Raw genomic sequence first — 12,264 nt, forward strand, 5'->3', positions numbered from 1 at the left:
TCCAGGGGACCATCCTCTGTACGCCCGGCAGGAATCGAACCTGCAACCTATCCGCCTTAGGCGGATTGCTCTATCCGATTCCCCCTATCAAATTTAATCACACAACAAAAATCCCCTGGGAAATCTCTCTCCAGGGGACCATCCTCTGTACGCCCGGCAGGAATCGAACCTGCAACCTACGGATTAGAAGTCCGTTGCTCTATCCGATTGAGCTACGGGCGCAGCTATTTTTCACAAATAAAGAAAGCGGACGACGGAATGGAACAACGGTCATCCGTAAAATCCGCTCTTTAAAATGGTCGGGGCGCCGAGATTTGAACTCGGGACTTCCTGCTCCCAAAGCAGGCGCGCTAACCGGGCTGCGCTACGCCCCGAAAAATATGCGTGCTAATATACGGCAATTTCCAAAAAAAATCAAGAATTTTCTAAGCGCTCCCGATGCCCCCTCTTTACGGCACGCCAATCATGGAATTCAAGTAATAGTTGGCCAGAAGCCAGGTTTCCGTTGCCTTCCCGGACATATCGTATTGCACGATTTTTACAATTCCAACCTCCGGTACAAAATAAAAGGTGCCGAATTTCAGTGTGTACGGAATCGTGAGCCCCGTCTGACTCATCTTTACCTGGGCATTGACCAGAATATCCATTTTGTACGCCTGAAAAGACTTCCCCGCCGCTTTAATGGTTTCAATTTTATAGGATTGCCCTTTAATCGTCAAATCCACGTGATCGGGTGTGCCGTCACCATCCAAATCATCCGAGGGCAGAACGGAACTGGCCAGAGGAGCATCCGTCAGGGTGCCGGAATAGTGGAAAATCTCCCAGCTTTTGTCTTCCTCAAAGGGAATGGTTACCCACTGTACCGGAGAAGAAAAAAAGATTCGGCTGGTATCTCCGGTCGAGGCGTCAAATGATTCCCAACCGAACAGCAACAGGGCTTTACTGGTGACCTGAAAATATTGCCGTGTCCAATTGGCCTGATTCGTGGACTTGCGGGTTTCCATAATAACCGCCTTTTCATCCTCGAAACGGGTTGTATCAATGATTTTCATGGTGGCCGTATAAGCCGCAGAATCGGAATCGGCCGGTTTGACATCGTACGTCCAAAAATTCCCAACCGCAAAGGGAACATAACTTTGCGAGACCGGACCGGTGGCCGTCTTTTTATCCTCTTTTTTACTGCAGCCCGAAATCCAAACCATAAAAATGAGGGCCAAAACGGCCATTCGACTGAGTTTTCTCACGGCAATTTTCTCCTTAATTCTGGGGAAATATTTGCTGAATACCACAGAACAACACCGGCAGCTCACCTATCTTAGAGAAGCCACCCATTCTGCGCCGCCTGATTGGACGCATCACCTCCCCCGCTTGGTTCAGGGACGCCGGGAAAGATAGGCCTCTAATTTCGCTTTCATTTTTCGGAACGCTATTCCCCGATGGCTGATGCCATTTTTCTTGTCCAGATCCATTTCCGCAAATGTTTTTTCAAATTCCGGCAGCCAAAAAACCGGGTCATAACCGAAACCGCCGTTTCCCCGTTCTTCGGTAAGGATTTTCCCCCGCACGATTCCCTCGGTTGTCATCTGGTAAGACCCGTCCACAAACGCAACGACGCAGCGAAATTGAGCGCCTCGCTTTTCTTCAGGAACGCCCTTTAATTCCTCAAGCAATTTCTTTCGATTGTCCGCGTAACTGGCCTCTTCGCCCGCGAACCGGCTGGAATACACACCCGGAGCCCCGGACAGGGCATCGACTTCCAGCCCCGTATCATCCGCAAGCGCCGGAAGTCCCGTAAAGTTGTGAAATTCCACGGCCTTTTTAAGGGCATTTTCTTCCAGTGTGGCACCGTCTTCTTCTACATCGGGCATATCCGGAAAATCGGCCATGGTCTTTAATTCAATCGACAAATCCGATAAAATCTTCTTAATTTCCCGAATCTTGTCTTTATTCTTTGTTGCGAGAACAATTGTCATTTGTTTCTGGTTCACTCCCGGCTTTTCCCTTAAAGGGCATAAACCTCAGCTTCATTGCATTTACACACCTTTAACAGATTCTGATTAAACTTCCACGTCCCCTTTTCTGTGGGAACGGATTTAACTTGTTTAACCATAACGTATTCCTGTCCGCATACGGGACAAACCGTACCGTGATGTTCTGCTTTCCGAAGCTTATCTGCAAAAGATTTTGCTTTTTTTGCCATTCTTTACCTCCAATTACGTCAATTTGTCAACAGGAATTTGCATTCCTTTATTCATATCTACAGGTTTATTCAACATATTGCTCAGTGCTAATCCGATTTGATTGGCCATCAAACCCAGTATTTTTTGATCCCATTCCGAATAAAAATCGGGGTGTTTCGATTCGATGCTGACGGCCCCATAAATGCTTTGTTGATAAGAAATCGGCACTCCTAAAAAGGATCGCAGCTCGTAATTCGATTTTTCTTCCTTTGTGAAGCGCGGACGAAACAATTCCCCCTTTTCAAGATCGGCCAGCAAAAGGGGGCGGTTTTTTCGGATCACCCAACCGGTCAGTCCGTCAAACACATTGAATTCGGTTCCCTCTCCAAAATCATCCACCTGCCCGATGACGCGTACAATTTTAGCGGTTTCTTTCGTATCGGAGTTCAACATCGAAATCGTAATGCGATCATACTGAAAAACCATCCGGCAGGCGTGTGTAAATCCGTTTAAGATATTCTCTAAACTGTCCTCTTCGTTCAATTGCCGCATGAGGACCTGCTGCGCTTCCAAAGAACGATTTACCAGAGCATACCGTTCCCTTTCGGCCATGATCGAGAAACCCTGCGCAATGAGACCCTGGAACGACTCCAGCAAGTCCCGATCGCTTTCTCCGAATTCCTCCTCATTGGTGCTGTCAATGGCCAACACGCCCACGGTATTTCCATTCACCTGAATGGGCACCCCCAGAAAGGATTTGATGGGTGCGGGTGTTCGATAATAACCGGCTACCTGCAGCTCATTCGGGATATTTTGTTCCAGCAGGGACTCCCGACTGCGGAACACGTTTCCGGGCAGGGTTCCTTCAATATCCACAGCGTCCCCTTCAAAAAGAGTGGGCTCGGTCTCGGTTGCTGCATATTCAATCCGCAATTGCCGAAGCATCTGATCATACAAAAAAATAACGGCTGAATTGGCTACAAACGTTGATTTTACCATTTTCATTAGATGACGAAAAAAACGGTCAATTTCCTGGTAAAAATCAAATTTTTCATTTTCAGGCATATTATTTTCAGAATTCTCATTCAAAGCAGAACTCCTTTTTTCAGGTAATTTGTTGTCTGTTTCGATGAGTCTGTCTTGCCCACTCACCCCATTTTCATCGTCATTCTCCGGATCATCCTGATCGCTTTCCGGAAAGCCATTTTCAACCGATTCCGGCACCATGAAAAAATAGAGAATGACAGCGATTATGACCAACAAAATCAAGCGAACTGCAATTGAAAAGGGCCCGCCAAAATAATCACCCAAAAAGAATCCAATGACCAGTGTGAGTAGGACGACCGCATAAACAATGCGGGAATCCAAATTCTTCCCGGAGTTACCCTCGGAAGCTATGTGTTCTGACGGATTCTCCATTCAACCACAAATTGTTTTTTAAACGAGCTTCATTCTAATCCGCCTGAGGCGGATTTTCTTCCCTATAATCCCTGTTTTACGCTTTTTGTACGGCCTTCGTAATCATCGGGAAATTGGATTCTAAACTAAATAAATTTATAAAATTATTTTTGGAAATCAACAAAAAAATGTTTTTGGAAAGGCTTTTTTGCAGATCCGCTCGTAACCGCGTCTGTTTTTGTTTAAAATGATGGCCTTAAAAACGGGGATTTAATGCATCAAAAAGGGTGCTGTTACAAAATACCGATCGTTTTAATTCTTCTTGATCTGTTTCTGTAAAAAACGAACCTCTCGTTCCAGACGTTGAATTCTCAGCAACATATTTCGTTGGCTCTGTACCGGCCGATAATTTTTGGCACGGCTTTTTCCCGGGGATTGAATCGAAAAATTTCTCTTTACGATTTTCTGAATTTTGGTCAGAGGGGGACGTTCTCCCAAAACAACCATCCGAGAAAACTTTTTCCCGTTTCGTAAAAGCGTAAACGAAACTCGTGACCGGGGATTGTGGGCATTGATTTGATTCAGCAAATCTCTGAGATTATGAACACGATTACCATTGAATTCCAGAATATAGTCGCCTGCCTGAATGCCTGCCAAATACGCGGGGCTGTTGGGGAAAACATGGGTAATTACAAGTGTATCGATTGAGGAGGTGCCCGGCTTATTACTAACGGTAATGCCCAGCCACCCTCTGCGTTTTTGGGACATCGCAATGAGCCGATTGATTCTCTTGCGAACCTGAGCAATAGGCAGTGCCAGACCCTCCCGAAAATGATCGTCCAGGGAATAAGCCGCATAATCGCTCTCATTTGCCAAAACTTTGGCAAACAGAAGACCGACAATTTGTCCTTTGAAATTAAAAATGGGGGCACCGATAATTCCGGGAGACACCTGAACCCCAACCCTCAAAAACCCTTCTTGAGACACGCCTTGAATCATTCCAAATGAAATGGCTGTGGAAAATCCAATGGATTTTCCCATAACAATAACCCAGCTTCCGACATGTAAATCTTCAGGAGGCGCAAATTCGGGAGCCGGTAGGTCTCTTTTGTTTACGCGCAGAATAGCCAGATCGATTTCGGGATCAACGGCGATCAGTTCCGCATTCAACGAATCCCCATTAAACAGAAGAACGTGAATCTGGTCTGCACCGGCAACGATACTGTTTTTGGTCACAATGTAGCCATTCCGGCTGTAAATAAAACCCGAACCGATGGTTTTGCTGATAATCATTCGGGAGGAATTTTGGGAATTGGAGGACTTGGATAAGGTCTGCTGCGAAGGCTCAATTTTTGACTGGGCAATGACGCTCACACTGACTTTTTGTCCCTTATTCACAAGGGAAACCATTTCTTTTTCCAGTTGAGGCAGTAATTGGGTATCACCCGCAAAAAGCAGCGTTTGCGATAAGAAGAAAAAACTCACTGCCCCCAGGGCCATTATTTTTTTGCCGGATTGGTGCATGTTAATCGATCGCTAAAAAATAACCGAAACCGCGCGCCCCATTGGCATCGAAGGAAAGATGGCAGGGCCCGTCGAATCGCTGGATATGCTGGCTCGTTTCACCGAATCGTTCCGATGCTCGGAAAGACTAACGGAATTGATTCCCGTGCGGCTTTGCGGGGTTTGCGAAACGGCTACCTCGTCCAGGACATATCGCACATGTTCTTCGACCACCGGTTTTCTCGCAACTTCGACCACGGGAGAAACCGTTTCCGATTGTTTGGCCTCCATCTGAGGATAAGAGCGAGTAATGTGTTGTTTCGATGAACCCGTGAGGAAAAATTGATTGACTGCAAAAAACGAGACAAACAGAAGACTCAAAACAGCCAATCCGTAAGCGGGAGCTTTTGTGGACAGCAGAACATTTAAAATATGCTCAAAAAAACCTTCACGCTCCAGCTCCTGACGAATGCGGCTTTTCAGCACGATGTCAAACGTGGGAGATGCATGAACAACGGGCATTTCACGGAGCTGTTTCTGGACGAGTTTTACGCGCTGCATTTTGGCCCGGCATGATTCACAGGCCATTAAATGCTCTTCAAATTGGGATTTTTTCTTTCCCCCGATAAAACCATCCAGATAATCCGTTATTAGAGATGAAAACTGGTCGCAAGATATCATTCAGCTCCTCCTGAATTTTTTGTTTCATGAGAATTCCTGTAAAAACTAAAAGTATTAGAGGGAAAAGATCATTCATATGTCGTATCGGCACTCCATTCAAATTATTAACATCACTTATTTAACAAGCACTAACCCTTAAAATGTTCCATAAAATAATAAGAATTTGAAAAAATCTGCGCCCGCATCGGTACCTACCGGATGCTTATTCTTTTCCGGGCGGCACCTGGCGTTTATCCCATAAAAATTTTAGTCGTTCCTGAAGCCGCAAACGTGCCCGGTTGACACGGGATTTCACCGTACCTATCGGAATTTTAATAATTTTACTAATCTCTTCGTAAGAAAGTTCCTGTATATCTCGCAGAATAATAACTTCCCTGAATTTGGGCGACAGATTTTGTATTTCCTTTTGAATAATTTCATCGTACATGCTGCTGTTGACTGTTTTTTCAGGACTTAACGACTCATCTGATATTTCGTAATCTTTGTCTTCATAACCAATATCACTAATCGAGAAAAGATTCCGTTTTTTGCGCTTTCGTAACTCCGTTTTTGCCAGATTCCCGGCAATGGTGTAAATCCACGTAGAAAATTTGGCCACTTTGCGGTAGGCATGTTTATTGCGAAAAACACGGAGGAAGGTTTCCTGTACAATATCCTCGGATTCGGTCCGATTTCCTAAAAAGCGATAAACAAAATTGAGAAGCGGGTCCTTATAGCGCCGGACAATTTCATTGAAGGCCTTAATATCTCCCTGCTGAAATTTCTCAATCAGATCCTCATCCTCAAGAGAATTGTAGGGCTCTTGAAAATCATTATTTTTTTGGGGCAATGAGCCGGATTGATCAGACATTTTTATTCGCATGCGTTAAGTGATAAACCAACAAATCCATAATGAGGCGCGGATGCTGATAGTGCGATTTTAGATTGCGATCGGCTTCCAACAGAAATTGAAAATTCCGAATGAGCTCACTTTCGGTGTATTTTCCCGCTTGTGCAATATACTTGTTAACAAAATAGGGAGGCGTGTGGGTCTGCACGGCAATATCCTTAACCGATGCCCCCTTTTTTTGGAGAGCCTTGACCCGTGCCAATTTGCTAAAATAGGAGGTGAGCATAGTTACCATATAAACCGGTGAATCGCCTACCTCCAGCATTCGCCTGACAATAGCCACACTGCGCGCAAATTTCTTTTCTCCCAGAGAGTCCCACACTTCAAAGATATTGAATGTGCGCGATATTCCTACCACTTTTTCAACCGTTTCCTCTGTAATTTCAATTTGGTTTTTAGCATATTGGACCAATTTATCGATTTCATTGGCAATATCCTGAAGGGATCGTCCCATCCGGGCAACCAGAAGTTGAGCGGCTTTAGGGGAGATTTCCTTGCCTCTCTCCCGAACATGGGAAAAAATCCACTGCAATATCTTGGTTTCTGTCAGGGGTTTAAACGGCACACCCACCGCTTTTTTGAGGATATCGTTATGAAATTTCTTAAGATCGTTTCGATCCGACACCAGTACAAGAACTGTCTGCGGAGCGGGATTTTCCACATATCTGAGCAGCAGCCGTTTTCCGGCTTCATTCAGGCGATCCACGTGCTGTACAATCACCAGCCGCCTTTGAGCCATCATGGGGAAAGAGGTGGCAATCCCGATAATGGTCTCCCCGGTGACTTCCTCCCCATACAGCAGATCATAATTAAAATCCCGGACTTCCTTTGAGATTAGTTTATCCGTAATCTGCTTAAGGGAACCTTTAATCAGATAATCTTCACTGCCGTAAAACAGATACACCGGTTCTATTTTTCCGGACTGAAGATGCTTTTGAAAGGTTTCAGGTTGAATGATGGCCATACTCATTTGCTTCTACTAAATCCCAATCAGATGTAACTATTTTAAAAATATAAAAGAAAATACCCGCAAAATCAAGCAATCTTCCTATTGGCAGCCAGAAAATCACCGTTTCTTTTTCTTCTCTTTTCTGAGGGCCGTTACCAGGGTAACGGTAAAACCGCCCCAGATAATTCCAAGAATAAGAATCATAAAAACAACGGCGCCTTTTGTCATGTGCCCTCCCTTTCGAGAGTCCATCGAACCAGCCATTTATTGAATCCAATAAAAAAGAGGAGAACCACCCCCCATTGCAGAAGACAGGTTCCCAGACTGTATGTGTGAAAAGGATTCCACCAGCCTTTCGGATCGTAAGCGGTAACCGATTGGTAAAACCACCAGACGAGCATGGCTGCAAATTCCAAGGGGATGACAAATCGCACAATATAGTCAAACCATTTCCCCACGCGGATATCCGAATCCTTTGAATTCAAAAGCTCCTTTCGGAAACGAGACACCCCGAATTTAATCACGGCCAGTGAGAAAAAGAGTCCGCTTACCAACAATCCGACCCCCCAGGCCCAATCCTGATTGTTAAAAAATTTCAGGGAAAGGGCAGAGGGCGCACCCAGAAAAAGGGTGACGATCCAAACCAGTCGAATCGCTTTTTTACGATTTAACCCCATGTCCATAAAAAGGCGCGTAGCAAGCTCAACCATGGAAATCAGGGAAGAAAGAGCGGCGAATGTAAGGGCCAGAAAGAACAACGCGGCAAAAAGTTGACCGGCGGGCATTTTCTCAAAAAGTTTGGGAATGGTAATAAACGTCAGACCCGTATTTCCGGATTTCATGGCATTCAGAGCCGTTGTCAGAGGAAGCAGGGCAAATACGGTCGGAATAATAGCCAGTGCCGCAAACAAGGAGGCAGAATTATTTCCCAATCCCGTGACAAAAGAATTGAGCACCACATCCTCATCCTTTTTGAGATACACCCCGTAGGTCAAAATCAAGCCCCAGCCGGCTCCGGTGGACCAGGCAGACTGCGAAAGGGCTTCCAGCCACACACGAAAATCAATTAATTTGGAAAAATCCGGATTGAACAGAAAATTTAATCCTTCTGCCGCTCCGGGCAGGGTAACGGCCCGAATGGAGGCAATGATCACCAGAACAAAAAGGGAAGGAATCAGCAGTTTATTGGCGCGCTCAATTCCGCCCGCCACCCCCTGTAAAACAATCCAGCTGGCCACACTAATGGCAATAAGGTGATCGAACAGTGGCAAGGGGGATCCGGTAAAATGCGTCCAGTAGGCTCCGGGGTCGACGTGATTCAGCTGTCCCAGAGATGCCTGAATAAAATAGTGCAAACTCCATCCGGTAACAACGGAATAATAAAACATAATGCCCATGGTGCAAAAACCGACAAACGCTCCCATCCAGGCAAATTTCTTTCCCATGAATGTTCCAAAAGCGCCAATCGTCCCCATCCTCGCCGTCTTCCCCATTGTAAATTCAACCATCAAGAGGGGAATGGACCACAGAAAAAGGAAAATAACCCATGGAATCAGAAACGCGCTCCCCCCGTTTTGAGCCACCATTCGCGGAAACCGCCAGATATTTCCGGCGCCTACGGCCATCCCCATTGCGGCCAAAATTAACCCCAGCCGGGAAGAAAATTCTTCTCGCTTCTCCATTGTTCTCCAAAATGTGTAAACAGAAGTTTTTAATAGGCAGATATTCTAAAATAGTGATTTTTACGGAAAATGCAAGAAGTTTTACAGAGTAGATTTCAGAGCAGCCGTAATGACGACACAAAAAATGTGTTCCGCCCCCGTATGCCGTTTCGAAGACGCCCTTTTTGCAAACAAAACACATTAAACGATCTGCGGGCACCCGGCAAAATTGCTTCCTACCCGTTTAAGCCTTATGATTTTAAACCACTCTGCCGAAATAAAAGAGGACATTGCTAAGAACGAGTCAATTTTTTCGAACATTAACGTATTTCTGTTTTTCAACCCTTGGGTTAAAACTGATTCTAAGAATGGTTGATCGGACACATGGACACACAGATTCAAACGTTTACCAAGCCACAAAAAGAACGCCGCCGTTACTATCGGCTCCGACCCAGTATGCCGGAAAAAATTCTGGCGGAAATATTTTTTCTCGGGAACAAGCATTGTACGGTTCAGGTCGTAAACTTAAGTCCGGGGGGCGTCCTGGTGTATACGACCCATTGCGCCGAAAAATTTCACAAAGGAGATATCCTTCCGCGCATAGATTTACAGTTTCCTCACAAATCGCCAATTACGTATGCGGGTGAAATCGTCCGCCTGGAGCCCACAGGTGATCCTGATGCCATTTATTGTGCCATCAAATTTGAAAAATTCGGTGGACTAACCGGCACCAAGATCCCGTCCAAAAAGGCAGCTAAAATCAACACCGTTCAAGAAGAAGCCATTTTCTTGACACGCCTTCGCCAGGCTGAAAATTACACAAATCAGGATTCCATTCAGGATGAGATTCGGATGCGAACCCACGTTTACGAATCCTTTCGTGATATTACAGAACATCTCCGAATGGAAGAGAGGTGGTTTTTTTTGGAGGTGCTGGACGAATTGAAACGCCAGGAACCGGCTTACTCGCAGGGGCTTTTGAAGGAATACCTGAGATTTTGCACGGGAGAGGATCGCACCACCCAAGTGGCTTCAGACAACAAAATCAAAACCTTTCTAAAAAATTTTCTGTAAAAACAAAAGGGCTGTCTTTTGGTAAAGCAGCCCTTTTGCGGAGGAGATGATGGGGGTCTCATCATCTGGGGTCATTTATTTCAAAAATGTGGTTTAAATTTTTATACGAGCCAATCTCCTAAAAGTTTAAAAAATTTCACCCTTTTGATATTAATACGTAAATCTCCTAAAAATGTTTTAAAAAAATTTTATTTTTTTTAAAATTTTAAACCGTCTCCATTAATCCGCACGATTCATAAAGTGCTGCCTCAAAGCCCCTGCGTCAAAAAGATTACAATAATTGGCTATTTACAATTCAGTCTTTTTCGAATAGTATCCTGTTTTAATGGATATTTATCTTTTTGTTTATTCTGCCTTTGTGACTTTGGAGCTTCGTGGTTCCGGCCTCGCCACAACGAGGTCCCTCAGTTCCAGTTTCCTGAATCTTTTACATTCCCGGACGCATCGTATTCTTCCCAGGAACCTGAGCCGTTTGCCGCCCAAACCGCGTGGTAAATTTTGGCACTTCCCGAGAAAACATCAACCGAACCGGAGTGATCGGAATTATTGACCAGATCATACTCTGAATTGGGGCTTCCGTAAATGGTTAGTTGGGCTTCCTTCTTCCCGTTGCTGTCTTCAGACCATTCAAAAAGCGCAATTTCATTTTCCTTTTGATCAAAAATGTGCATCGTCCCGGATTTTCCATCCATTGAAGAGGTGCCACTCATCAACGTCCAGTGGTCATAAACCGTACCGCCCTGATCGGTTCCGTTAAGTTCGAAGGTCCAATTGGCCGAATCATTTTCTTTAACTGCCGCAATCGTGGCGACCAAATCGCCCGAGGTAATGGTCCAGGTTGTGGTATTGCCTTCCACTTTTGGGGTTTGAAGCTGAGCAAACGTCAGGTAGGAAAAGGCCATTCCGGTATGCGCATTGAACATATTCACATAATTCTGCAGTTCAGCCGGGGTATTGGCCGAAGCAGGCCCCTGAAAATTCACAAACGATGGAAATTGGGGAGTGGCTGATCCGCCCGTGGAACTCTTCTGCAAACACCCGGAAAATGCAACGGCCACCACCAGAATAAGCACTGCTGAAATCCGATATTTCATCACCGATAACCTCCTTTTAAAATAAATGGTTCATTAAAATGAATGGAAAAGATGTTTAACGGGTTCGTTTTCAAATAAAAAACGAGAATTGATTCTGAGATGTATCTTTTTTAATTATCGGCAAAAAAAATCCAGACTTTACCCAAATCTGGAATCTATTTGAATGCTTTGCCGCCGTCTCTTTTTTATCGGAGGTTACTTCCTCATTATTCCCCATGCGTCGAATGTGAATGGCTTTTTGAAAAAAATTTCTGACAAATAATAAGTTCACTTTAAAAACCTGCGAACAGCATAAATAACGCCAATTTAATTTCAATAAAATCGGTTCGTGAAAATTCGCGAAATTCGTGGGCGAATACTTTTTTGGAGCAGATTCATAAATAATCTTTCACGGGCCGATATTTTGCGAATACAGCTTCACATAATCGACAATGGTTGCAATAAATTTCCCAATGATGGGCATGTTAATCGACTTTGACAGCAGCCAGGTGAGGATCGCCAAAACAATACCGCTCACAATCGTTACGCCAATCACAAATCCAACACCGCGCATAACACCGAGAAGAAAGTTAAAAAACAGCACCTTTTTCTTTTCCCGTCGGTATTCTTCGTACTCCGTAATGGTAATCTTTTCCCATTTGTAAATTGCTTTTTCGATGCGATTCATAAGGTCTTCAATCCGCTCACGGTAGCTTGCCACGATTCAGCTCCTTTTTAACGATCGGGTTTTGGAATGAATGGAAACTTTCTGGAAACAAATTTTCTTCCAATCTGTTATTTTTCAAAAACATAATAAAAACGACTTCTTTTTGCAAGAAGAATTTCAAGGATTTCA

13 protein-coding genes and 2 tRNA genes are annotated in these 12,264 nt (G+C 44.6%); 1 reads left to right on the forward strand and 14 read right to left on the reverse strand.

The window, feature by feature from the left end; all coding sequences use genetic code 11:
* Nucleotides 1-148 precede the first annotated feature (148 nt).
* From GXO76_08530 to GXO76_08585, 12 genes are all read right to left on the reverse strand, one after another.
* Nucleotides 149-222: transfer RNA gene (locus tag GXO76_08530), tRNA-Arg, on the reverse strand.
* A gap of 74 nt (nt 223-296) precedes the next feature.
* Nucleotides 297-374: transfer RNA gene (locus GXO76_08535), tRNA-Pro, on the reverse strand.
* 75 nt (nt 375-449) lie between these two features.
* Nucleotides 450-1,244, reverse strand: coding sequence for a hypothetical protein (locus GXO76_08540; protein ID NOY77900.1), 795 nt, complete (start codon nt 1,242-1,244; stop codon nt 450-452).
* Nucleotides 1,245-1,373: 129 nt separating this feature from the next.
* Nucleotides 1,374-1,973: an XTP/dITP diphosphatase gene (locus GXO76_08545; protein NOY77901.1), complete on the reverse strand. Its 600-nt coding sequence runs from the start codon at nt 1,971-1,973 to the stop codon at nt 1,374-1,376.
* A gap of 29 nt (nt 1,974-2,002) precedes the next feature.
* A complete protein-coding gene (locus GXO76_08550) occupies nt 2,003-2,200 on the reverse strand; it encodes a hypothetical protein (GenBank protein NOY77902.1) in 198 nt (65 codons plus the stop codon).
* A gap of 13 nt (nt 2,201-2,213) precedes the next feature.
* Nucleotides 2,214-3,599 (reverse strand): GAF domain-containing protein, encoded by a 1,386-nt coding sequence (locus GXO76_08555; protein ID NOY77903.1) that lies wholly within the window; start codon nt 3,597-3,599, stop codon nt 2,214-2,216.
* A 291-nt stretch (nt 3,600-3,890) separates the two neighbouring features.
* Entirely contained in the window at nt 3,891-5,078 is a 1,188-nt protein-coding gene (locus GXO76_08560; protein ID NOY77904.1) for a serine protease, read from the reverse strand.
* A 36-nt stretch (nt 5,079-5,114) separates the two neighbouring features.
* Nucleotides 5,115-5,762 (reverse strand): hypothetical protein, encoded by a 648-nt coding sequence (locus GXO76_08565; protein NOY77905.1) that lies wholly within the window; start codon nt 5,760-5,762, stop codon nt 5,115-5,117.
* A 202-nt stretch (nt 5,763-5,964) separates the two neighbouring features.
* The gene (locus tag GXO76_08570; protein NOY77906.1) at nt 5,965-6,612 is read right to left on the reverse strand and encodes a sigma-70 family RNA polymerase sigma factor; all 648 of its coding nucleotides are present in this window, start codon (nt 6,610-6,612) and stop codon (nt 5,965-5,967) included.
* Nucleotides 6,605-7,621, reverse strand: coding sequence for a DNA polymerase III subunit delta (holA, locus tag GXO76_08575; protein ID NOY77907.1), 1,017 nt, complete (start codon nt 7,619-7,621; stop codon nt 6,605-6,607). The genes GXO76_08570 and holA overlap by 8 nt, the downstream gene beginning before the upstream one ends.
* Nucleotides 7,622-7,717: 96 nt before the next feature.
* Nucleotides 7,718-7,828, reverse strand: coding sequence for a methionine/alanine import family NSS transporter small subunit (locus GXO76_08580; GenBank protein NOY77908.1), 111 nt, complete (start codon nt 7,826-7,828; stop codon nt 7,718-7,720).
* Nucleotides 7,825-9,282: a sodium-dependent transporter gene (locus tag GXO76_08585; GenBank protein NOY77909.1), complete on the reverse strand. Its 1,458-nt coding sequence runs from the start codon at nt 9,280-9,282 to the stop codon at nt 7,825-7,827. Before GXO76_08585 ends, GXO76_08580 begins: the two co-directional genes overlap by 4 nt.
* A gap of 363 nt (nt 9,283-9,645) precedes the next feature.
* Here GXO76_08585 and GXO76_08590 point away from each other — a divergent pair, with 363 nt between their 5' ends.
* Complete coding sequence (locus tag GXO76_08590; protein NOY77910.1) at nt 9,646-10,335, forward strand: PilZ domain-containing protein; 690 nt, start codon at nt 9,646-9,648, stop codon at nt 10,333-10,335.
* Between the two features lie 404 nt (nt 10,336-10,739).
* Here the strand turns inward: GXO76_08590 and GXO76_08595 are convergent, their stop codons facing one another.
* Both GXO76_08595 and GXO76_08600 read right to left on the reverse strand, forming a co-directional pair.
* Nucleotides 10,740-11,429, reverse strand: a complete 690-nt coding sequence (locus tag GXO76_08595) for a hypothetical protein (GenBank protein ID NOY77911.1) — start codon at nt 11,427-11,429, stop codon at nt 10,740-10,742.
* A 388-nt stretch (nt 11,430-11,817) separates the two neighbouring features.
* Nucleotides 11,818-12,129: a hypothetical protein gene (locus GXO76_08600; GenBank protein NOY77912.1), complete on the reverse strand. Its 312-nt coding sequence runs from the start codon at nt 12,127-12,129 to the stop codon at nt 11,818-11,820.
* Nucleotides 12,130-12,264: the final 135 nt, after the last annotated feature.

Source organism: Calditrichota bacterium (assembly GCA_013151735.1).
In the GTDB taxonomy this organism is placed as follows: Bacteria; Zhuqueibacterota; JdFR-76; order JdFR-76; family BMS3Abin05; genus BMS3Abin05.